Genomic DNA, 21,922 nt, shown 5'->3' with positions numbered 1-21,922 from the left:
GACCGGTTTGGGCCGGTGCGCCGTCAATATTCCGGGAGCCGCCCTCACCTGCGGCGGCGGTCATCCCTGCACCGCGAGAACCAGCGGGAAGACCGCCTCCGCCCCGGCCCTGCGGAGCAGCCGGGCGGCCACGGCCAGCGTCCAGCCGGTGTCCGCCATGTCGTCGACGAGGAGCACCGGCCCCGAGGCCCGCTCGAGCGCCGCGGCCAGCTCGGCCGACACGGTCAGTGCCCCGTGCAGCGCCCGCAGCCGCTGGGCGCTGTTGGTCCGCGGCACCCGGGTGTCGGCCCCGGCGTCGAGGTAGGAGACGGCGCCGAGCAGGGGCATCCGGCCAACGGAGGCGATCCGCTCGCCCAGCGTCTGGATCAGCCGCGGCCGGGTGTGCGAGGCCACCGTGACCACCCCGACCGGGCGGGCCGGGGCGTCCGGCGCCCCCGACGCCCAGCCGCCGGGCCCCTTGGCCCAGTCCGCCAGCACCGTCACCACGGCGGCGGCAACATCGTCCGGAACCGGCCCGTCCGGGCTCTGCGGGGTGAACAGCGGCCGCAGCCGGTTTCCCCAGCCGATGTCGGAGAGACGGCCGAGCGCCCGCCCGGGGGCCGCCTGCTCACCGGCCGGGATCCGGCCCTTGAGCTCGACGCCCACCGAGGGCAGACCCGTCGGCCACATCCGGCGCGGCTCCACCTCGACACCCGGGCGCCCGAGCTCCCCGCGCGCCGCATCCAGCGACGCGGCGGACACCTCGGCGGCGAACCGGGCCCCCGCGCAGTTGTCGCAGCGCCCGCAGGGCTTCGCCGCCTCGTCGTCCAGCTGCCGCCGCAGAAACTCCATCCGGCAGTCGGCCGCCGCGGCGTAGTCCCGCATGGCCTGCTGCTCCGCCTCCCGCTGCCGCGCCACCCATGCGTACCGCTCCGCGTCGTACGTCCACGGCTGTCCTGTCGCGGTCCAGCCGCCGCGCACCCGCCGCACCGCGCCGTCCACATCGAGCACCTTGAGCATGGTCTCCAGGCGCGAGCGGCGCAGGTCGACCTGTGGCTCGAGCGCGGGCAGGGACACCGGCCGGCCCGCCGCGGCCAGCACATCGAGCGTGCGGCGCACCTGCTCCTCGGCAGGGAAGGCGAGCGAGGCGAAATACCGCCAGATGGCCTCGTCCTCACGGCCCGGCAGCAGCAGCACCTCCGCGTGCTCCACACCGCGCCCGGCCCGTCCCACCTGCTGGTAGTAGGCGATGGGGGAGGAGGGTGAGCCCAGGTGCACCACGAAGCCCAGATCCGGCTTGTCGAAGCCCATGCCCAGCGCGGAGGTGGCCACCAACGCCTTGACCCGGTTGCCCAGCAGGTCCTCCTCGGCCTGCTGGCGGTCCGCGTTCTCCGTCTTGCCGGTGTAGGAGGCCACGGTGTGGCCGCGCTGCCGCAGGAACGCCGCCACCTCCTCGGCGGCGGCGACCGTGAGGGTGTAGATGATCCCCGAGCCGGGGAGCTCGGGGAGGTGGTCGGCGAGCCAGGCCAGCCGGTGTGCCGCGTCCGGCAGCCGCAGCACGCCCAGGCTCAGGCTCTCCCGGTCCAGCGGCCCGCGCAGCACCAGCGCCGGCGAGCCCTCCGCGCCGGCGCCGCCCGGCCCGGCCCCGCCCGTGCCCAGCTGCTCGGCGACGTCCGCGGTCACCCGGGCGTTGGCCGTCGCGGTGGTGGCCAGCACGGGCACGCCCGGCGGCAGGTCGGCCAGCATGGTGCGCAGCCTGCGGTAGTCGGGGCGGAAGTCGTGGCCCCAGTCGGAGATGCAGTGTGCCTCGTCGACGACCAGCAGGCCGGTGGCCGCGGCGAGCTTGGGCAGGACCTGGTCGCGGAAGTCGGGGTTGTTCAGCCGCTCGGGGCTGACCAGCAGCACATCCACCTCACCGGCGGCCACCTCGGCCTGGACGGTGTCCCACTCCTCGGTATTGGCGGAATTGATCGTGCGCGCGCGGATACCGGCCCGAGCGGCGGCCTCGACCTGGTTGCGCATCAGCGCGAGCAACGGGGAGACGATCACCGTCGGGCCACTGCCGCGCTCGCGGAGCAGGGCGGTGGCGACGAAATAGACGGCCGACTTACCCCATCCCGTGCGCTGCACGACCAGCGCCCGGCGGCGGTCGGCGACCAGCGCCTCGATCGCCCGCCACTGGTCCTCCCGCAGGCGGGCGGAGCCGGTGGGGTCCCCGACGAGGCGGGCCAGGACGCGGTCGGCCGCGGTGCGCAGGTCTTCGTCGCTCATGCCCCCATGCAACCCGATCCCACCGACATCGCGCGAACCAGGCCCCCGGCCTGTGGATAACGTTATCCACAGGCCTGGCGGTCCGGGCCGGGCTGGGAGACCGTCGGGTCATGACGCGACACGACCAAGCCGGCCTGTCCGGCAATGACCAGATCACGCTCCGCAGCCCGGCCGAGCTGGCCGACGCCCTGCCCTACGTCCTCGGGTTCCACCCGGACGACAGCATCGTGATGATCGCGCTGCACGGGCCCCGCGGCCGCTTCGGAGGCAGGCTCAGGCTCGGCATTCCCCGGGCGAGCGAGGAGTGGCCGGAGGTCTGTGACCAGCTCGCCCAGTGCCTCGTGGCGGGCAGTGAGCGGCGGGCGGGCCGGCCCGAGGGCACGGTGCTGTTCCTGTGCCAGGAGCCGGCCGAGGGGGAGTCGGGGCAGGACGTGATGGAGCGCCTGCGGCCGCTCGCCCAGCGGCTGCGCACCGCCTGCGGCGGGTTGGAGGTGCCCGTCTTCGAGGCGCTGTGCATCTCCGACGGCCGGTTCTGGTCGTATGTGTGCCCGGACCGGCGCTGCTGCCCGCCGGAAGGCGTCCCGCTCACCCTGCCCGGCACCTCCGTGATGGCGGCGGCCGCGACGTACGCGGGCATCCATGTGCGGGGTTCACTGCGCGAGATGGAGGCCAGGCTCGAGCCGCTCGCCCCGCCCCGGGCCGAGGAGCAGGAGCGGGCGCTGGACGCGGCGGGTGGCGAGCTCGTGCCCAGGATCCTGGGCGGTGCGGACTGCGCGACGGTGCGCGAGGAGACCCTCGTCCTCCTCGGCGGCATGCTGGCCCGCTTCCGCTCCGCGCCGCCGATCGCCGACCCGGTCGCGACCGATGTCCGTGACGACGGGCTGATCGGCGACGAGGAGGCGGCCGCGGTCATCATCGGGCTCCAGGACCGGCTGGCGCGCGACCGGGCCGCGCAGTGGATGGAGGGGCCCGACGCGGAGGCGGCGCTGCGGCTGTGGCGCGCCCTCGCCCGGCGCTGTGTCGGCTCGTACACCGAGCACGCCGCGGCGCCGCTCACCCTCGCGGGCTGGGTCGCCTGGTCGGTCGGGGACGAGCCCGCGGCACGCGTCGCGCTCGGCCGTGCGCTGTGCGCCGATCCCGAGTACCTCTTCGCCAGGCTGCTGCACCAGGCCTGCAACGAGGGGCTCGACCCGGAGCTGCTGCGCCGCAGTCTGCGCCGGGAGCGGGCCGACCGGGCCCTCCAGACCGCGGTGCGCGGGGAGTTGGAGCGCCTCGGCGCCGCTGCCGCCGCCGTGCCAGGGGGATCCGCTGGCTCCGGCGGGTCCGAGCGGCAGCGCGGCGGCCGGGCCAAGAGCCCGGGTGCGCAGGAGGCCAGGCGGCGGCCGCCCGGCCGGACCCGGATGCGGCGCAGGCCCGGGCATCGAGGTGCCCGCAGCCGTCACTGAGCCACGCCGCGCCCGGGGTGGGGCCGCGGCGGCGGGAGCGGTTCCATCAACATCGACGATCATGCGGAAGGCACTGATTATCGTCAGGAAGACGACTATGATCGCCACATGCCCTACGACCCATCGGCCTTCCCGCCCTTCGCCGTCTCCGTCGATCTGGTCGTGCTGACCGTCCAGGGGCATGCGCTGTGCGCGCTGGCCGTCCGCCGTGGCGAACCGCCCTTCCAGGGGCGCTGGGCTCTGCCAGGCGGCTTCGTGCGGCCCGACGAGGACCTCGCGGCGGCGGCCGCCAGGGAGTTGGCGGAGGAGACCGGGCTGCTCGCCCACGATCCAGCGGTTCCGGCTCCTCCCAACGCGGCCCACCTCGAACAACTCGCCACCTATGGAGACCCGAAGCGCGACCCCAGGATGCGGGTGGTGAGCGTCGCGCACCTCGCGCTCGCCCCGGACCTCCCCGCGCCCCGGGCCGGGGGCGACGCGCACAGCGTGCGCTGGGCGCCGGTCGAGTCTCTGCTCGACCAGGACGGGTCCTTCGGCCGCGACGCCGACCTGGCCGCCCCGCTCGCCTTCGACCACGCCCGCATCCTCGCGGACGGAGTGGAGCGGGCCCGCTCCAAGATCGAGTACTCCTCGCTGGCCACCGCCTTCTGCCCCCAGGAGTTCACGGTCGGCGAGCTGCGCCGGGTGTACGAGGCGGTGTGGGGGGTGGCCCTGGACCCGCGCAACTTCCACCGCAAGGTCACCGGAACGCCCGGATTCCTGGTGCCCACGGGTGGCACCACGACCCGTCAGGGCGGCCGTCCCGCACAGCTGTTCCGGGCCGGGGGTGCGACGGTGCTCAACCCGCCCATGCTTCGCCCCGAGGTGTGACGACCCATGACACGACGACTCGACAGGGAGTGTAGGTACTGAAGAAATAGGACATAGCGGGTTACCGTGCTCCGGTACGTCACCAGTCCCCACGTGCCACGAGCGGTTCCACGCCCCGCGGGAGAAGCCATGATCCAGGCCACCGGACTGACCAGCACCCCCCGCCGCAACCACCGGCCTGTCATCGACGATCTCACCTTCGAGGCGCCACCGGGCCGTGTGACCGCCCTGGCCGGCGCCCCCGGTGCGGGCAAGACCAGCGCGCTGAGGCTGCTGCTACAGCTCGACCGAGGCCATGGCGCGGCCTTCTTCCGGGGCCGCCCGCTCCATCGCATCCGGCGCCCGGCCCGGGAGATCGGCGTCCTTCTGGACGATGTCCCAGGCCACCCCGGTCGCACGGCACGGGCCCACCTCAAGATGCTCGGAGCCGCCGCCGGGGTGCCCGCCACCCGAGCGGACGTGGTGCTGGACGTGGTCGGCCTCACCGAGCTGGCCGATGAGCGCATCGGCAATCTGGCGGCCGGTATGGAGCGCCGGCTCGGCCTCGCCACAGCGCTCCTCGGAGACCCGCACACGCTCGTCCTCGACGCCCCGACGCGCGGTCTGTCCGCCCGGGAAGCCGTGTGGATGCACGGGCTGCTGCGCCAGTTCGCCGGGCAGGGCGGTGCCGTCCTCGTCACCGACCGGAACTCGGAGAGCATCACCCGCCTCGCCGACCAGGTCCTCACCCTGGAGGGCGGCCGACTGGTCGCGGATCAGCCGGTCGACGAGTTCGCGCGCACCCGGCTGCGCCCTCGCGTTGCTGTGCTCTCGCCGCTGGCCGGGCGGCTGGCCGCCGTGCTGGAGGAGGAGGCGCGTGCCGCCGAGCCGGCCGACGGGCCGCCGTCTCCGCCCGAGGCCGAGCCCGAGGTTGAGGCGAGCGTGGACGGGGCGGAGGCCGAAGCAGAGGCCAAGACACAGGCAGAGGCAGAGGCGGGGGGTGCGGCGGAGGCCGAGGCGGGAACCGAGGAGGAAAACGAGGCAGAGACCAAGGCAGAGGCCGCGGAGGCCGGTGCGGCCGCCGCTGAGGGAGCGGAGGGTGCGGAGGGCGCGGGGGAGGGCGGCGCCGGGTCCGCGGAGGCCGCGGAGCGCCCGATCGACGGCCGGCTCTCGGTGGTGAAGGAGGACGAGACCCGCATCTCCGTCTACGGGCTGCCCTGCGCCGCCGTCGGCGAGGCCGCGTACCGCCATGGCATCGTCGTGCACCGCCTGGTCGAGGAGACCGCCGACATGGGTCCGGAGACCGCGCGCGGGGACACCGCCGCCCGCGATCCCCGGGTCACCCCGCCCCGGGTGCTCCCGAGGCTGCCGCTGCCCGGCCCGGCGTGGCCGCTGCGCTACGAGCTGCGCCGCGCCACCGGCGTACGGACCGGCTGGCTGATCGCCGTCACGGCCCTCGTGGCCTCGCTCGTCGGTTCCGTGCTGCTCGCCCGGGCGGGCGGGGCTGGGGAACTGCACCGGATCACCGCCTGGCCGGCCGACGTCCCCCTGCCGCCCGTGGCGGTCGCGTCCGGGCTGCTGGGCGCGCTGGCCTTCGGGGAGGAGTTCCGATATCCGGCGCTGGCCCCGGCGCGGGACACGGTGCCGCGCCGACTCAGCCTGCTGGTCGCCAAGTTGCTCGTGTGTGCCGTCGGCGCGGTGCTGCTCTCCTTCGCCGTCCTGGCCCTGGACGGGGCGGCGCTCCTGATGCTCGTCGGTGGTGACGCGGTGCCGCTCCCGGGCGACTGGCCGCTGCTGACGGCGAGCGTGTGCGCCCTGGCGATCGGCTCCGGCTGGGCCGGGCTGATGGCGGCGGCCGTCTTCCGGTCCACCGCGCTCGGCCTGGCGACGCTGCTGGCGGTGCCCATCCTGGCGGTGCCGGTCGTCCAGCGGCTGATGGCCGAGCCGTCGGTGCGCTCGCTCGTCGGGCTGCCGCACCGGCTGCGCGCGGAGGCACTGGACCGTCCGCACTCCATGGTGGACCGGATCCTGGCGCTCGCCCTGAGGCTGGCGTCCCAGCCCGTGGGGCAGGCCCTGGTGCTGTCGCTGGCCGTCCTGCTGTGTGCGTATGCGCTCACCGGCCTGCGCGGCCGGGCGCGTCAGTAATACGCCCCCGGCGTTCCGGAGGCGTGCCGCCCGGCGCGCCGATGGACTCCGTCCGGCCCAGCGCCGACCTGGCGCGGGCTCACCTCCCATCCCGCACCGGCTCGGCGCCGGTGCGGCCCGCTGCGGCGGTGGACCAGGCCGGGAGCACTTCCGCAGGCCCATCGCATGAAGTGGTCGCAACTCCGCGAAGGGTGCTGTTTTCTGTCCGATTCGGCGTCAATTGTGAGGTAATGGGCGATCACCCTTTCGTGTGCTTTTCACCAAAGACCTCAAGGGCTTCCGGGGCGTCGCCGACAAAGGATGCGTGAGTACCCTTGCGCACACCACGATGACCGCGGCTCGCCCCGCCGATTCCGGCCTCGCCGGCCCGGGCGAGCTGGACCGCTACCCCTACGCCGACGCGCCCGGCGGTGACCGCGGCGGCGCCCCCTCCTGGGACGGCGCCGACGCCGAGATCGGCCGAGTGGGCCGGCGCGCGGCCGGCAACCGGGGCCGCGGGCTGCACGGCCAACTCGTCCAGCAGCTGGGCCAGATGATCGTCTCCGGCGATCTGGGGGCCGACCGCCCGCTCGTCCCCGAGGAGATCGGCCAGCGCTTCGAGGTCTCCCGCACGGTGGTGCGGGAATCGCTGCGTGTCCTGGAGGCCAAGGGCCTGGTCAGTGCCCGGCCCAACGTGGGCACCCGGGTCCGCCCCGTCAGCGACTGGAACCTCCTGGATCCGGACATCATCGAGTGGCGGGCCTTCGGCCCACAGCGCGACGACCAGCGCCGCGAGCTGTGCGAGCTGCGCTGGACCATCGAGCCGCTCGCCGCCCGCCTCGCGGCCGGCGCCGGCCGCGAGGACGTGCAGCAGCGGCTCGCCGACATGGCGGAGATCATGGGCCATGCGCTGGGTCAGGGCGACGCGCTGACCTTCTCGCGGGCCGACGCCGAGTTCCATGCCCTGCTGCTCCAGGTCGCGGGCAACCGGATGCTGGAGCACCTGGCCGGCATCGTCGCCGCCGCCCTGCACGTCTCGGGCGCCCCGATCACCGGCTGCGACCGGCTGAGCGAGGCCGGGGTGGGCCACCACCGCCGGATCGTCGAGGCCATCGGCGCCGGTGACGCCGTGGCGGCGGAGGCCGCGATGCGCCAGCTGCTGACCGTTCACCCCGATCGCGACCACGCCGAGGTGGGGGTGCCCGCGCCGCGCGAGCACTGACCCGCGGACTGCGGACCGCGGACCCCGGAACCCCGGACCGCGGCGTACGGCGACCGCGGCGTGCGGCGTACGAGAGCGGCGTCGCCGGAACCCGCCAGGCGGGTTCGGCGGCGCAACGCCCTCGGCGCGGAGGTGCCGGCCCGGGCGCTGATCATGGTCAACCAGTGCCGATCTGTCCGCTGAGTAGGCATTACGGCCGTTATGGGGTGTGACTCGGGACACGAGGAATGGGCGTAACGCTCTTTGGGGCAGCGCGATGATTAAAGAGGTGGCAGCCGCGGAGGGAATACGGACGTCGCTCGCGACGTTCTAGTTCACCCGCACTCCGCCCGCGCCGTCGGTTCATCCTGCCGGCGGTCGTCGGCTCCAGTCCCCAGCGGACGGGGCCGGAAGCCGTTTCCATCGTTCCGAGAGGTTGTTCGTGTCGGCCAGCACATCCCGTACGCTCCCGCCGGAGATCGCCGAGTCCGAGTCTGTCATGGCGCTCATCGAGCGGGGAAAGGCTGAGGGGCAGATCGCCGGCGATGACGTGCGTCGGGCCTTCGAGGCTGACCAGATTCCGCCAACCCAGTGGAAGAACGTTCTGCGCAGCCTCAACCAGGTCCTCGACGAGGAGGGTGTGACGCTGATGGTCAGTGCCGCAGAGGCGCCCAAGCGCACCCGCAAGAGCGTCGCAGCGAAGAGTCCGGCGAAGCGCACCGCCACCAAGACCGTCACGGCCAGGACGGTCCCCGCGAAGAAGACCCCTGCCGCCGCTCCGACCGCCTCGGCGGCCGAGGCGGCAGACGGCGCGGCCGGAGAGGCCGCGGCGGCGCCCGCGAAGAAGGCCGCGGCCAAGAAGACCACGGCCAAGAAGGCGGTGGCGAAGAAGACCGCCGCCAAGAAGACGGCGGCGAAGAAGACCACCGCCAAGAAGGACTCGGACGAGATCCTCGAGGGCGAGGACGTCATCGAGGAAGCTCCCGGTGGCAAGCCCGGGGCCGAGGGTGCCGAGGGCGAGCCCGAGAACCAGGGTTTCGTGCTCTCCGACGAGGACGAGGACGACGCCCCGGCGCAGCAGGTTGCCGCGGCGGGCGCGACCGCCGACCCGGTCAAGGACTACCTGAAGCAGATCGGCAAGGTCCCGCTGCTCAACGCCGAGCAGGAGGTCGAGCTCGCCAAGCGCATCGAGGCCGGCCTGTTCGCCGAGGACAAGCTCGCCAACTCCGACAAGCTCGCCCCCAAGCTCAAGCGCGAGCTGGAGATCATCGCCGAGGACGGCCGCCGGGCCAAGAACCACCTCCTGGAGGCCAACCTCCGTCTGGTGGTCTCCCTGGCCAAGCGCTACACCGGCCGCGGCATGCTCTTCCTGGACCTCATCCAGGAGGGCAACCTGGGTCTGATCCGCGCCGTCGAGAAGTTCGACTACACCAAGGGCTACAAGTTCTCCACGTATGCCACCTGGTGGATCCGTCAGGCGATCACCCGGGCGATGGCCGACCAGGCCCGCACCATCCGTATCCCGGTGCACATGGTCGAGGTCATCAACAAGCTCGCGCGTGTGCAGCGCCAGATGCTCCAGGACCTGGGCCGCGAGCCCACCCCGGAGGAGCTGGCCAAGGAGCTCGACATGACCCCCGAGAAGGTCATCGAGGTCCAGAAGTACGGCCGCGAGCCGATCTCCCTCCACACCCCGCTCGGTGAGGACGGCGACAGCGAGTTCGGCGATCTGATCGAGGACTCCGAGGCGGTCGTTCCGGCCGACGCGGTGAGCTTCACGCTGCTCCAGGAGCAGCTGCACTCCGTCCTCGACACGCTCAGCGAGCGCGAGGCGGGCGTGGTCTCCATGCGCTTCGGCCTGACCGACGGCCAGCCGAAGACGCTCGACGAGATCGGCAAGGTCTACGGGGTGACGCGTGAGCGCATCCGGCAGATCGAGTCGAAGACGATGTCGAAGCTGCGCCACCCGTCCCGGTCCCAGGTCCTGCGCGACTACCTGGACTGATGACGGAGCTGGACTGATGACCGAGCTGGGCTGATCGACAGAGCAGCTCCACGGCACAGCGCGAAGGCCGGGCCCCTTTCCGGGGCCCGGCCTTCGCGCTGTCCGCGCTTCCCCCCGTTCGGCCCCTCTCGGGATGCGGGGTGGCCGAGGCCGGGTGACGCTGGGTGTGCGACGCGCTCCGTACGGTCAGGAGGCTGAATGCGTAGGTCGCTGTCCGCCCTGTTCGCCCCTCTCGCGGCACCGCTGGTCACCGCACTGGCCATGCTGGTGATCCTGCCTCCCCCGGCGTCGGCAGACCGCACGGTGGTCGGGGGCCACCCCGCGCACACCGCCCTGGCGCCCTGGGCGGTGGCTCTGGCGAGCCGTGAGCGGTTCGGCGCTGCGCGCTCGGGCCAGTTCTGCGGCGGTGTGGTGGTGGGCCCCACCACGGTGCTCACGGCCGCGCACTGCATGAGCCGTGGTGTGCTCGGCGTGGACTGGTGGGAGGTCGGGGACCTCCGTGTGATCATCGGCCGCGACGATCTGCGCGGCAGCGGAGGGGTGGAGATGGCGCCCCGCTGGGTCTGGGTCAATCCGGCCTACGACCAGGGGGGCCGGGCCGGGGACGTCGCGGTGCTGACCCTCTCCCAGCCGCTGCCCCGGATCTACGGCGTCGCCATGGCGGCCGCGGGGGATCCGGCGTACCAGCCGGGCGCGCGAGCGGCGGTGTACGGCTGGGGCGACACCCGGGGCAACGGCAGCTATGCCTCGACGCTGCGGGCCACCCGGCTGCGAGTGATGCCGGACGCGACGTGTGAGGAGGCCTATCCGGGCGGTGCGGAGGGGGAGTACATCTCCGAATCCATGATGTGCGCGGGGCTGCCGGACGGTGGCCGGGACGCCTGCCAGGGGGACAGCGGCGGGCCGCTGATCGCCCGCGGAAAGCTGGTCGGCCTGGTGTCCTGGGGGAGCGGCTGCGCGGAGCCGGGCAGGCCCGGCGTCTACACGCGGATCTCAGCGGTGCTGTCGCAGGTGACCGCCGCCGGATGACGGGATGCCGGGATGGCAGGGGGGAGCAAGGGAGGGCATGCGGGCGGGCGGCCGGCCCCATACGGGGACGGCCGCCCGAGGTCCCGGCCCTGGGCCGGTGTCGCTCGTCGTCGGATGCGAGGTGTCAGCGTTCGTCGTCGGACGCGGACACCGGGACGGTCGTCAGCCGCTCGGTCTCGTCCTGTATCTCCGCGGCGATCTTCTTGAGTTCCGGCTCGAACTTACGTCCGTGGTGGGCGCAGAAGAGCAGTTCACCGCCACTTACCAGGACGACACGCAGGTACGCCTGGGCGCCGCAGCGGTCGCAGCGGTCAGCGGCCGTCAGGGGGCTCGCGGGGGTCAGAACAGTAGTCACGTCGCCTCTTCTCTAGCTCGACGAGCTGTCGTACCAGGGTCAACATCCAACCAAGCCGAAAACGTTCCCGCTCGTGGCTTTTTCTCAAAAATTGCTTCTGAGTAGACCAGATGGTGACGGTTGGCGGCGAATGAGCCGTATTGCGTTGGTTTACGGTTTCACGTCGCTTGTCGGATTTGTCCTCCCGGCTGGGTTGCCGGTTGTTGCTGAGGACGTGCCCGGAGCCTAAATGGTTCATGCCTGAAAGGGAACGTGATGTGTGCGTCACTCCAACGAGCGATCGAACGTACGAGCGAAAGTCAAGGAGTCTGGACTAGCATGGACGTTCTCATGGGTGGTGGCACAACGGCTCTATCAGGCCTCGGTACGCTCTGACGGGCGACCCTGCCACCAAGCGGCCCCCAGCCGGGCCAACAAAGAAATTCAGCGAGGAGCGAACCGCGTGACCGCCGACACGTCCGTGCCGTCCACTGCGCTGCTGACCGGAGCAGACCGGGGCGGCTCCAACTACACCGCGCGGCACCTGCTCGTCCTGGAGGGGCTCGAAGCGGTACGCAAGCGCCCCGGCATGTACATCGGCTCGACGGACAGCCGTGGCCTCATGCACTGCCTCTGGGAGATCATCGACAACTCCGTCGACGAGGCGCTGGGCGGCTACTGCGACCACATCGAAGTGATCCTGCACGACGACGGCTCGGTGGAGGTGCGGGACAACGGCCGCGGCATCCCGGTCGACGTCGAGCCCAAGACCGGCCTGTCGGGTGTCGAGGTCGTGATGACCAAGCTGCACGCGGGCGGCAAGTTCGGCGGCGGCGCGTACGCGGCTTCCGGCGGTCTGCACGGCGTCGGCGCCTCCGTGGTGAACGCGCTGTCCTCCCGGCTCGACGTCGAGGTTGACCTGCACGCCAAGACCCACTCGATCAGCTTCCGGCGCGGTGTCCCCGGCATCTTCACCGAATCGGGCCCCGAGGCCCCCTTCGACCCTGCGAGCGGCATCCTCAAGGGCAAGCGGGTCCCCAAGACCCGTACCGGCACCCGCATCCGCTACTGGGCGGACCGGCAGATCTTCCTCAAGGACGCCAAGCTCTCCCTGGAGACGCTGTACGCGCGCGCCCGCCAGACCGCCTTCCTGGTGCCGGGCCTGACGCTGATCGTCCGGGACGAGCGGACCCCCGAGGGCGGGGACGGCGCAGGCCACTCGGAGGAGATCTTCCGGTTCGACGGCGGCATCAGCGAGTTCTGCGAGTACCTGGCGCAGGACAAGGCCGTCTGCGACGTGCTGAGGCTGTCCGGGCAGGGCACCTTCAAGGAGACCGTGCCGGTCCTGGACGAGCGCGGCCATATGACACCCACCGAGGTCACGCGCGAGCTCGGTGTCGATATCGCGCTGCGCTGGGGCACCGGCTACGACAGCACCATGAAGTCCTTCGTCAACATCATCGCCACCCCGAAGGGCGGCACCCACGTCGCCGGCTTCGAGCGCTCGGTGACCAAGACGGTGAACGAGGCGCTGCGCGGCGCCAAGCTGCTGCGCGTCGCCGAGGACGACGTCGTCAAGGACGACGCGATGGAGGGCCTCACCGCGGTCGTGACCGTGCGGCTGGCGGAGCCGCAGTTCGAGGGGCAGACCAAGGAGGTGCTGGGCACCTCCGCGGCCTCCCGGATCGTGGCGAATGTGGTGGCCAAGGAGCTCAAGGCGTTCCTCACCTCCACCAAGCGGGACGCCAAGCAGCAGGCCCGCGCCGTGCTGGACAAGATCGTGGCGGCCGCCCGCACCCGTATCGCGGCCCGCCAGCACAAGGAGGCACAGCGCCGTAAGACCGCGCTGGAGTCCTCCTCGCTGCCCGCGAAGCTGGCCGACTGCCGCAGCGACGACGTGGACCGCAGCGAGCTGTTCATCGTCGAGGGCGACTCGGCGCTCGGCACGGCCAAGCTCGCCCGGAACTCCGAGTTCCAGGCGCTGCTGCCGATCCGGGGCAAGATTCTCAACGTTCAGAAGGCGTCGGTCTCCGACATGCTGAAGAACGCCGAGTGCGGCTCGATCATCCAGGTCATAGGGGCGGGCTCGGGCCGTACCTTCGACATCGACCAGGCGCGCTACGGCAAGGTGATCTTCCTCGCCGACGCCGATGTCGACGGCGCCCACATCCGCATCCTGCTGCTCACCCTCTTCCAGCGTTATATGCGGCCGATGGTCGAGGAAGGGCGGGTCTTCTCGGCCGTGCCGCCCCTGCACCGGCTCGAGCTGGTCAACCCCAAGCGGGGGCAGGAGAAGTACGTCTACACCTACTCGGACAAGGAGCTCCAGGAGACGCTGCTGGACTTCCAGCGCCGGGGCGTGCGCTACAAGGACGGCATCCAGCGCTACAAGGGTCTGGGCGAGATGGACGCCGACCAGCTCGCGGAGACCACGATGGATCCGCGCCACCGCACCCTGCGGCGGATCAACATCAGCGACCTGGAGGCGGCCGAGCAGGTTTTCGACCTGCTCATGGGCAATGAGGTCGCGCCGCGCAAGGAGTTCATCACCAACTCGGCGGCGACCCTGGACCGTTCGCGCATCGACGCCTGACGGCGGACCCTGACCGGACCCTGACGGGCGCGGAAACACGAGGCGCCCCTCCACCCCAGGGTGGAGGGGCGTTCTCCACCCGCGCCCGACCGGAGGCCGATTCGCGCGGCGGAGGGCATTGCGTAGCGTCGTGAGCGTCCGGAGCCGGGGAGGGCCGATGAGCGGATGGACGCAGTGGCCCTCGTGGCAGGCGCTCACGGGCCAGGGCCTGCCCAAGGTCCGGCTGGTGATCAATTGCGGGATGTCGATCGTCGGGTCGGGCCTGCTGATCTGGAACGTGGCCCGTGACGACTCCTTCGAGGTGTGGCAGCGGATCGCCCTGCTCGCGGCGGTCGCCGGCTGCGGGGCCACGGTGCACGCGTTCCGCCGCGTCACCGTCGACCGCCGGCTGGGCCCCGCCCTCGGCCTGCTCGCCCTGCTGCTCGCCGCGGGCGCGGCGCTGTGGGCCGTGGGAGCCGATACCCCGGCGGTCGTGGCGTGGATCGTCGGCGCGATCCATGCCATGGAGCGGCTGCCGCTGATGGCCGCGCTGCCCGCCTCGACCGTGGCCGCCGGTTCCTTCGTGCTCACCGTCGACCACGGCCCGCTGACCGGCCCGGCCATCGGCGCCGGCCTCGTGCTCATCGGCTATTCGCTGCGGGTGGACGAGGAGGCGCGCGGCACCGCCTACTTGCTGCTGGAGCAGGAGCGGGCGGCGCGCAGCGCCGAGGCGCAGAGCGCGGCGCTCGCCGAGCGGGCCCGGATCGCCCGGGAGATCCACGATGTGCTGGCGCACAGCCTGTCCGCCCAGTTGGTGCATCTGGAGGCGGCCAGGCTGCTGATCGAGCGCGGCCGGGACCAGGAGATGGTGCTGGAGCGGGTGGTGGCGGCCCGCCGGATGGCGCGCCACGGCCTGGCCGAGACCCGCCAGGCGCTGCACGCGCTGCGCGGCGAGACGGCGCCGGTCGAGGACTTCCTGCGGGAGTCCGCCGCGACCGAGGGGGCGCGCTTCGAGACGGAGGGCGAGCCGCGCGAACTGGCCGCCGAGACGGGGCTCGCGGTGCGGAGGGTCGCGCAGGAGGCGCTGACCAACGTCCGCAAGCACGCGCCGGGCGCCCCGGTGGAAGTGCGGTTCGCCTACCAGGAGGACGAGGTACTCCTGGAGATACGCGACGGCGGGGCGCGCCACGCGCCCTCCGGCGGCCCGGCGGCGACCGGGGCGGGATACGGCCTGCGGGGGATGCGGGAGCGCGCCGAACTCCTCGGCGGCACGCTCGAGGCGGGACCCGCCGAGGGAGGCTTCGTCGTACGCCTGCGGGTCCCGGCGTGACGGTCCACCGGCGTACTGGTATGACGGCGTACGGGTGTGACGTCGCGTCGCCATCAGCAGCGTCGCCATCAGCAGCGGGGACGGCAGGAGCGGGGACGGCATGGGGGACAGGGCCATGAGTGAAGCGCACGGCGCCACAGGCCCGCGCGTGGTGCGGGTGCTGGTCGTCGACGACCAGATCATGGTGCGCGAGGGCATCGTGCTGCTGCTGGGGCTGCTGCCCGGCATCGAGGTCGTCGGCTCGGCGGGCGACGGCGAGGAGGCGCTGCGGCTGGTCGCCGAGGTCTCCCCGGACGTGGTGCTGATGGATCTGCGGATGCCGCGCTGCGACGGCGTCGAGGCGACCCGGCGCATCCGCGCCGAGCACCCCGCGACCCAGGTCGTGGTGGTGACGACCTACGCCGACGACGAGTGGCTCTTCCCGGCCCTGAAGGCGGGCGCCCGCGGCTATGTGACCAAGGACGCGGACGCGGAGGAGATCGCCCGCGCCGTCGAGGACGTGATGTCCGGGCAGGCCGCGCTGTCGCCGCAGGTGCAGCGGAGGCTGCTGGAGCGGCTGGTGCAGGAGAGTGCCACGGGGCCGCCGGGCGGGGCGCCCGCGGCGGCCGCGGGCGCCCCCGGCCCGCTGCCCGACGGGCTGACGCCCCGCGAGGCGGAGGTGCTCGCCCTGGTCGCCGAGGGGCTGTCCAACGCGGAGATCGCCCGTCGGCTCCGTATCGGCCCGGCGACCGTGAAGACCCACATCAACAACCTCTTCGCCAAGGCGCGGGTCCGCGACCGCGCCCAGGCCGTGCGCTACGCCTACCGCAGCGGGATCGCCCGGCCACCCGGCTCCGACCCGGCCTCCTGACCCGTTCCGGCCCCCATTCCGGCCCCGATGTCAGCTCCGGTTCCGGTCCCGGTTCCAGGATGTTCGTCACCTGAGTCACCTGATGGGGTGAACGTCCGTTGTTGCGGGGTCCGGGGTCTCGCGCCCCCTCCATCCTTGGCACGCGGCCAATGCGGCAGTGGAGCAAGGAGTGTTCGGGTGGACATGCAGCACAACGCGCGCGACGCCGGGGCGGTCGGGCTGGGCGACCCCTGGTACGACACGGTCGCCTCCGGCTGGGGCGCGGGCGAGGGGGAGAGGGAGGACCGCGGAGCCCGGCGCGCGCACCCGCCCGCCGCGGCGGACGTCTACACCGAGGTGCACGGCAGCGCCGCCTTCCAGGAAGTGCGCAGACGCTATCGCCGCTTCGTCTTCCCCGCGGCCGCCGCCTTCCTCCTGTGGTACCTGGGGTACGTCGTCGCGGCGACCACCGCGCCCGGTCTGATGGCCCGCCCCGTCGTCGGCGCGCTCAATGTCGCGATGGTCGCCGGGCTGGCCCAGTTCGCCACCACCTTCCTGCTGACCTGGGCGTATGCCCGCCACGCCCGGCTGCGCCGGGACCAGGTCGCGCTGGAGCTCCGCTGGGTGACGCAGGAGATGATGCGGGGGCGCGGCCGGTGACGGGCAATCAGCAGAGCCTGGCGCTGCTGCTCTTCGGCGTGTTCGTCGCGGCCACGCTCGCCATCACCACCTGGGCGGGCCGTCGTCGGCAAGGCTCTCCGGAGGAGTTCTACGCGGGCGGGCGGCTGTTCTCGCCCATGGAGAACGGCTTCGCCATCGCCGGCGACTACATGTCGGCCGCCTCGTTCCTCGGCATCTCCGGCCTCATCGCGCTCTACGGCTACGACGGCGTGCTGTACTGCGTCGGCTTCCTCGTGGCCTGGCTGATCGTGCTGCTCCTGGTCGCCGAACTGGTCCGCAACTGCGGCCGGTTCACCCTCGCCGATGTGCTCGCCGCCCGGATGGGCGAGCCGTCGGTCCGGATCGCCGCGGGCGTCTCCTCCGTCACCGTGTGCGTGCTCTACCTCGTGGCCCAGATGGTCGGGGCGGGCAGCCTGATCGCCCTGCTGCTCGGCGAGACCGGGCCGCGCGCCCGCGCCTGGACGGTCATCGGGGTGGGCACCCTGATGGTGATCTTCGTGGCGCTCGGCGGGATGCGCGCCACGACCTGGATCCAGATCGTCAAGGCGGTGCTGCTGATGGCCGGGGCGGCCACGCTCACCGCCCTGGTCCTGGTCCGCTTCCACGGCGATGTGGACGCCCTGCTCAGCGCGGCGGCGCGGCACAGCGGGCATGGCCGGGACTTCCTCGCCCCGGGCCTGAAGTACGGCGGCGGCTGGACCGCGCGGCTGGACTTCGTCAGCCTCGGACTCGCCCTCGTCCTCGGCACCGCCGGGCTGCCGCACATCCTGTCCCGCTTCTACACCGTGCCCACCGCCCGGGCCGCCCGCCGCTCGGTCATCTGGTCCATCGGGCTGATCGGCGGCTTCTATCTGATGACCATCGTGCTCGGCTTCGGCGCCGCCGCCGTGCTGGGCGGCGGCGCCGTCCGCAGCTCCAACCCGGCCGGGAACACCGCCGTCCCGCTGCTCGCGCTGGATCTCGGCGGGGGCGCCGGGTCGACCGGCGGCACGGTGCTGTTCGCCACGGTCGCCGCCGTCGCGTTCGCCACCATCCTCGCCGTGGTCGCCGGGATCACCTTGGCCTCCTCCGCCTCGGTCGCCCATGACCTGTACGCCTCGCTGGGCCGCCGCGCGCACCGTACGCCGCGCAGCGAGGTCGCGGTCGCGCGGATCGCGGCCGTCGGGATCGGGGCGGCCGCCATCGGGCTCGGGCTGCTGGCCCAGGACCTCAACGTGGCCTTCCTGGTCGGGCTGGCGTTCGCGGTCGCCGCCTCGGCGAACCTCCCGGTGCTGCTGTACTCGCTCTTCTGGCGGCGGTTCACCACGCGCGGCGCGGTGTGGGCCGTCTACGGCGGGCTGCTTCCGGCGCTGGTGCTGGTGGTGCTCTCCCCGGTGGTGTCCGGCGGCCCGGAAGCGATCTTCCCGGGCGTGGACTTCCATGTCTTCCCGCTGGAGAATCCGGGCCTTGTCTCCGTCCCCCTCGGCTTCCTCGCCGGCTGGTTCGGCACGGTCACCTCACCACGGGGCGCTCACGCCAGGCACGCCGCCAAGTACGCCGAGACGGAGGTACGGGCCCTCACCGGGGCGGGAGCGGCCTGACACGCCGGCTCACACCCATGCGTAGCGGTGCTCCGGGCGCCCCGTCTCGCCGTACTTCAGACTGAGCCGAACCCGGCCCGTGCGCTCCAGGAGCTTGAGATAGCGCTGGGCGGTCTGGCGGCTGAGCGAGGACCGCTCGGCGACCTCCTGCGCCGACAGTGGGCCCTCGGCGCCCCGCAGCACCTCCCGCACCAGGTCGGCGGTGAGCGCGGAGTGGCCCTTGGGCAGCTCCGCCGGGCCCGCCGAGGCGCCGCCCAGGGCGCCGAAGATCCGGTCGACCTGGTCCTGCCCGGCCTCGCCTCCGCCCTCCAGCGCGCGGCGCAGCGCCGCGTAGCCCTGGAGCTTGGCGCGCAGCCCGGCGAAGGTGAAGGGCTTGACCAGGTACTGGAGCGCGCCATGGCGCATCGCGGCCTGGACGGTGGCGATGTCGCGGGCGGCGGTCACCATGATGATGTCGGTGTGGTGGCCGCGCTCGCGCAGCCGCCGCACCAGCGCGAGGCCCGTCTCGTCCGGCAGATAGTGGTCCAGCAGCACCAGGTCGACCGCGGCGCGGTCCAGGAAGGCCAGCGCCTCACCGGCCGTGTGCGCCTGCCCCACGACGCGGAAGCCGGGCACCTTCTCCACATACGCCGCGTTGACCCGGGCCACGCGCACGTCGTCGTCCACGACCAACACATTGATGGCGCTGCTCGCCCCACCCGTGCCGCCCGGCCCACCCGCGCCGCCCCTGCCGTTCACGGCCGTCACCTCCGTACCTCCGTCATCGCGGCTCTCCTGTCGTGCTCAGCTGTGCCCCGCTCGGCTCCTCGGCCAGCGCCTCGGGCAGCACCACCGTGAACTCCGCGCCGCCGCCGTCCCGGTCGGTCACCCGCACGCTGCCGCCCTGCCGCTCGGCGAGCCGGCGCACCATCGGCAGGCCGATGCCGCGCTTGCGGTGCGCGGGCGGCTCCTTGGTCGACCAGCCCTCGGCGAAAACCACATCGCGCCGGTCGGCCGGGATACCCGGCCCGCTGTCGGAGACCCGCAGCACCACCGCCGTGTCGTCGGCGGCCAGCTCCACCTCGACCAGCGGGTCGGCCGTCCCGGCCGCCGCGTCCAGCGCGTTGTCGATGAGGTTGCCGACGATCGTCACCAGGCCCGGCGGGTCCACCAGCCGGTCCGGCAGCAGCGTCCCCTCGGCGATGCGCAGCGAGACGCCGCGCTCCGCGGCGACCGTGGCCTTGCCGACCAGCAGGGCGGCCAGCAGCGGGTCGTGGACCCGCTCGGTGACCTGCTCGGCGGTGGCGCGGTGCACCCCGACCGTCTCGGTGACGAACTCCACCGCCTCCTCGTAGAGCTCGAGCTCCAGCAGCCCGAGGAGGGTGTGCAGGTGGTTGGCGTGCTCATGGTCCTGGGCGCGCAGCGCGTCGATCAGCCCCCGGGTGCCGTCCAGCTCACGGCCCAGCCGCTCCAGCTCGGTGCGGTCGCGCAGGGTGGCCACGGCCCCGCCGTCGTCCGTCGGCATCCGGTTGGCGACCAGCACCCGGCCGCCGCTGACGGTCAGCAGATCGGATCCGGTGACCCGCCCGGCGAGCACATCGGTGGTACGGCCCGGCGGCAGCAACTCGTCCAGTGGCCGCCCGGTGTCCTCGGCACGCAGGTCCAGGAGCCGCTGTGCCTCGTCGTTGACCAGCCGGATGCGGCCGCGCGCGTCGAGGGCGACGACCCCCTCGCGGATGCCGTGCAGCATGGCCTCGCGCTCGGCGAGCAGCGCGGAGATATCGGAGAAGGCCAGGTCGTGAGTGCGGCGCCGGAGCCTGCGGGCCACCACGTACGCCGCGACCGCGCCCACCGCGAGCGCGCCGCCCGCGTAGGCGAGCAGCCCCGGCACCGCCCCGATGAGCCGGTCGCGCACGCTGTTGTACGAGATGCCGACCGACACGGCGCCGACGATCCGGCCGTGCTCGTCGCGCAGCGGGACCTTGCCGCGGGCCGAGCGGCCGAGCGTGCCGTTGTCGATCTCCATGACCTCCTCGCCGGCGAGGGCGTCGCTGGGGTCGGTGGAGACATGCCGGCCGATCTCCTCGGAAGAGGTGTGGGACCAGCGCACGCCACGCCTGTCCATGATCACGACATACTCGGCGCCGGTGGCCCGGCGGATCCGCTCCGCCTGGACCTGGACCGGGCCGTCGGGGGCGGGGCGGGTGTGCTCGATGGCGTCGGTGAGATTCGGGGCGGAGGCCGTGGTCTGGGCGATGGCGAGGGCACGGCGCATGGCCTGGTCGTCCAGCTGGGAGCCGAGCCGGGCGAGGAAGAGGCCGGTCGCGAGCACGGTGACGCCCGTGGCGATGGTCAGCTGCATCAGCAGGACCTGGGAGAAGACACGTCGGGGCCAGCCGATGCGCCACCTTGGGGCCTCGGCACGCGGCCCCCGGGGTATCGCGGCGCTCATGCCACGGAAGGGTAACCAAGGGCGGGCCCCGGCACTGCGCCAGGACACCCTCTTTGCGCCGGAACCGGCGCCTTTGCGCCTAAACCGGCGCCGCTCTCGCGGAGGTGGTTGCTCGCCGAGGGGGTTCCTCCATTGATGGCTGCGTCACAGCCGTGGCGGCGACGGTCGGCACCGGCCGCGAGGCGCGCACCGCCCGCACTCCGACGACGTCCATCCGCGCCGGGGAGCCCAGGACGGACCCGCAGCTCTCCGGGCGCGGCGGCGCGGCGGCGACCTGGACGACGCCGACCCGCCACAGCCGGCCGTCGGTGTGCTCGACGGTCACGGTCCAGGCCGGGGCGGCGCCCTCGGTCCGCAGCACGGTCAGCGCGTCGGCCCCCGCCTCGCCGGTCAGCTCGCGGATCGCCAGCTCGGCGGCCTGGCCGGGGCGCTCCCAGGTGGACCGGCCGCGGCAGCCCTCGGTGACGACCCTGCCCTCGCGCAGCGCGTCCAGCACCTCCTGGACGGACTGCGCGGTGGCCCGGCCGTACGCGTAGCCGTGCGGCAGCACCATGAGCGTGGGCGAGAAGCGGTGGCCGCCGATGTGGGTGATCTCCCAGGTGCCGCGCGCGCCGGAGGCGATGAGCTCGGCGGCCAGCGGCCGGCCGAGGATGGCGCAGCAGCGGTCGCGCTTCCCGTTGGTGCACACGAACACCAGGGGGTCGCCGGTGTACTGCTCCCACGCCTGGCCGGGGCCCGTGGCCACGGGGCGCAGACCGCCCGGGTCGCCCGCGCCGAGCGCGCCGAAGTCGAGGGCGAGCAGCCGCTCGGGCTCGGTGAGCGTGGTGGTACGGATCCAGGAGCGGCCCGGGCGGGTGTGCGCGATGAAGACGCGCTGCCGCGGGTGGGTGTGGCGGTCGGGGTGCCGGCCGGGGCGCCGGATCAGCGCGACCCGGACTCCGGTGTCCTTGACGGCGCGCTCCAGCGCGCGGCCGACGGCCGGGGCCAGATGGCTGGCGGTCAGGGCCTCGGCCCCCCAGGGGCCGGGCTGTTCGAGCAGAAGCCAGGTGGTGGCGGTGGTCGCCGTCCCGGCGAGCGGCTCGGACAGATCACGGGAGGCGGTCGCGCACGTGCTCACGAAGGTAAGCCTAACCTCTCTTGCGGCCGTCGGCTTCCGAAGGCGCGCCTCTGGGGGTGCGAGGCGCGTTTGTGCTGGGTGCGGGCGGGTGCCGAGGGGGCGGCCGCGGGCCGGGGCGGGCCTGCGGCCGGGGCCGCCCGGAGGC

Annotated in this window: 16 protein-coding genes; 11 read left to right on the top strand and 5 right to left on the bottom strand. The window is 73.2% G+C overall.

The annotated features are described in order from the left end of the window. Nucleotides 1–60: 60 nt before the first annotated feature. Nucleotides 61–2,250: a RecQ family ATP-dependent DNA helicase gene (locus tag ABTY62_RS27490; RefSeq protein ID WP_352132079.1), complete on the bottom strand. Its 2,190-nt coding sequence runs from the start codon at nucleotides 2,248–2,250 to the stop codon at nucleotides 61–63. A 110-nt stretch (nucleotides 2,251–2,360) separates the two neighbouring features. Between ABTY62_RS27490 and ABTY62_RS27485 the strand changes: the two genes are divergently transcribed. The 6 genes from ABTY62_RS27485 to ABTY62_RS27460 all read left to right on the top strand — a co-directional run bounded on the left by ABTY62_RS27485 (nucleotide 2,361) and on the right by ABTY62_RS27460 (nucleotide 10,903). After that, entirely contained in the window at nucleotides 2,361–3,695 is a 1,335-nt protein-coding gene (locus ABTY62_RS27485; protein ID WP_352132078.1) for a DUF4192 domain-containing protein, read from the top strand. Nucleotides 3,696–3,803: 108 nt separating this feature from the next. Then, nucleotides 3,804–4,565 (top strand): NUDIX hydrolase, encoded by a 762-nt coding sequence (locus tag ABTY62_RS27480; protein WP_352132077.1) that lies wholly within the window; start codon nucleotides 3,804–3,806, stop codon nucleotides 4,563–4,565. 129 nt (nucleotides 4,566–4,694) lie between these two features. Continuing rightward, nucleotides 4,695–6,689: an ATP-binding cassette domain-containing protein gene (locus ABTY62_RS27475; protein WP_352132076.1), complete on the top strand. Its 1,995-nt coding sequence runs from the start codon at nucleotides 4,695–4,697 to the stop codon at nucleotides 6,687–6,689. A gap of 250 nt (nucleotides 6,690–6,939) precedes the next feature. Continuing rightward, complete coding sequence (locus tag ABTY62_RS27470; protein WP_352132075.1) at nucleotides 6,940–7,890, top strand: FadR/GntR family transcriptional regulator; 951 nt, start codon at nucleotides 6,940–6,942, stop codon at nucleotides 7,888–7,890. A 415-nt stretch (nucleotides 7,891–8,305) separates the two neighbouring features. Next, the gene (locus ABTY62_RS27465) at nucleotides 8,306–9,874 is read left to right on the top strand and encodes an RNA polymerase sigma factor (RefSeq protein ID WP_352132074.1); all 1,569 of its coding nucleotides are present in this window, start codon (nucleotides 8,306–8,308) and stop codon (nucleotides 9,872–9,874) included. Nucleotides 9,875–10,072: 198 nt separating this feature from the next. Continuing rightward, nucleotides 10,073–10,903 carry a serine protease gene (locus ABTY62_RS27460; RefSeq protein ID WP_352132073.1) on the top strand — a complete coding sequence of 277 codons (831 nt, stop codon included), beginning with the start codon at nucleotides 10,073–10,075 and terminating at the stop codon, nucleotides 10,901–10,903. Between the two features lie 124 nt (nucleotides 10,904–11,027). Here ABTY62_RS27460 and ABTY62_RS27455 read toward each other — a convergent pair whose 3' ends face one another. Beyond that, on the bottom strand, nucleotides 11,028–11,258 hold the full coding sequence (locus tag ABTY62_RS27455; RefSeq protein ID WP_352132072.1) for a DUF7455 domain-containing protein: 231 nt from the start codon (nucleotides 11,256–11,258) through the stop codon (nucleotides 11,028–11,030). Nucleotides 11,259–11,700: 442 nt separating this feature from the next. Between ABTY62_RS27455 and ABTY62_RS27450 the strand changes: the two genes are divergently transcribed. From ABTY62_RS27450 to ABTY62_RS27430, 5 genes are all read left to right on the top strand, one after another. Then, nucleotides 11,701–13,830 (top strand): DNA gyrase/topoisomerase IV subunit B, encoded by a 2,130-nt coding sequence (locus ABTY62_RS27450; RefSeq protein WP_352132071.1) that lies wholly within the window; start codon nucleotides 11,701–11,703, stop codon nucleotides 13,828–13,830. 157 nt (nucleotides 13,831–13,987) lie between these two features. Next, nucleotides 13,988–15,139 (top strand): sensor histidine kinase, encoded by a 1,152-nt coding sequence (locus ABTY62_RS27445; RefSeq protein WP_352132070.1) that lies wholly within the window; start codon nucleotides 13,988–13,990, stop codon nucleotides 15,137–15,139. Between the two features lie 115 nt (nucleotides 15,140–15,254). Continuing rightward, nucleotides 15,255–15,989: a response regulator transcription factor gene (locus tag ABTY62_RS27440; RefSeq protein ID WP_352132069.1), complete on the top strand. Its 735-nt coding sequence runs from the start codon at nucleotides 15,255–15,257 to the stop codon at nucleotides 15,987–15,989. A gap of 183 nt (nucleotides 15,990–16,172) precedes the next feature. Next, nucleotides 16,173–16,628, top strand: a complete 456-nt coding sequence (locus tag ABTY62_RS27435; protein WP_352132130.1) for a DUF485 domain-containing protein — start codon at nucleotides 16,173–16,175, stop codon at nucleotides 16,626–16,628. Then, entirely contained in the window at nucleotides 16,625–18,229 is a 1,605-nt protein-coding gene (locus ABTY62_RS27430; protein ID WP_352132068.1) for a monocarboxylic acid transporter, read from the top strand. Before ABTY62_RS27435 ends, ABTY62_RS27430 begins: the two co-directional genes overlap by 4 nt. A 9-nt stretch (nucleotides 18,230–18,238) precedes the next feature. Here the strand turns inward: ABTY62_RS27430 and ABTY62_RS27425 are convergent, their stop codons facing one another. From ABTY62_RS27425 to ABTY62_RS27415, 3 genes are all read right to left on the bottom strand, one after another. Beyond that, nucleotides 18,239–18,967: a response regulator gene (locus ABTY62_RS27425; RefSeq protein WP_352132129.1), complete on the bottom strand. Its 729-nt coding sequence runs from the start codon at nucleotides 18,965–18,967 to the stop codon at nucleotides 18,239–18,241. A gap of 22 nt (nucleotides 18,968–18,989) precedes the next feature. Beyond that, complete coding sequence (locus ABTY62_RS27420; protein WP_352132067.1) at nucleotides 18,990–20,660, bottom strand: ATP-binding protein; 1,671 nt, start codon at nucleotides 20,658–20,660, stop codon at nucleotides 18,990–18,992. A gap of 79 nt (nucleotides 20,661–20,739) precedes the next feature. Beyond that, on the bottom strand, nucleotides 20,740–21,777 hold the full coding sequence (locus ABTY62_RS27415) for a ferredoxin family protein (protein ID WP_352132066.1): 1,038 nt from the start codon (nucleotides 21,775–21,777) through the stop codon (nucleotides 20,740–20,742). Between the last annotated feature and the right edge of the window lie 145 nt (nucleotides 21,778–21,922).

The organism is Streptomyces sp. NPDC097640, from assembly GCF_040302705.1.
Taxonomy (GTDB): domain Bacteria; phylum Actinomycetota; class Actinomycetes; order Streptomycetales; family Streptomycetaceae; genus Streptomyces.
This window is presented reverse-complemented; position numbering and strand designations above follow the sequence as displayed.

Bases quoted from the DNA above. Each gene is read 5' to 3' on its own strand.
- ABTY62_RS27490 (WP_352132079.1), bottom strand. From the start codon at position 2,250: ATGAGCGACGAAGACCTGCGCACCGCGGCCGACCGCGTCCTGGCCCGC.
- ABTY62_RS27485 (WP_352132078.1), top strand. From the start codon at position 2,361: ATGACGCGACACGACCAAGCCGGCCTGTCCGGCAATGACCAGATCACG.
- ABTY62_RS27480 (WP_352132077.1), top strand. From the start codon at position 3,804: ATGCCCTACGACCCATCGGCCTTCCCGCCCTTCGCCGTCTCCGTCGAT.
- ABTY62_RS27475 (WP_352132076.1), top strand. From the start codon at position 4,695: ATGATCCAGGCCACCGGACTGACCAGCACCCCCCGCCGCAACCACCGG.
- ABTY62_RS27460 (WP_352132073.1), top strand. From the start codon at position 10,073: ATGCGTAGGTCGCTGTCCGCCCTGTTCGCCCCTCTCGCGGCACCGCTG.
- ABTY62_RS27445 (WP_352132070.1), top strand. From the start codon at position 13,988: ATGAGCGGATGGACGCAGTGGCCCTCGTGGCAGGCGCTCACGGGCCAG.
- ABTY62_RS27440 (WP_352132069.1), top strand. From the start codon at position 15,255: ATGAGTGAAGCGCACGGCGCCACAGGCCCGCGCGTGGTGCGGGTGCTG.
- ABTY62_RS27435 (WP_352132130.1), top strand. From the start codon at position 16,173: ATGCAGCACAACGCGCGCGACGCCGGGGCGGTCGGGCTGGGCGACCCC.
- ABTY62_RS27420 (WP_352132067.1), bottom strand. From the start codon at position 20,660: ATGAGCGCCGCGATACCCCGGGGGCCGCGTGCCGAGGCCCCAAGGTGG.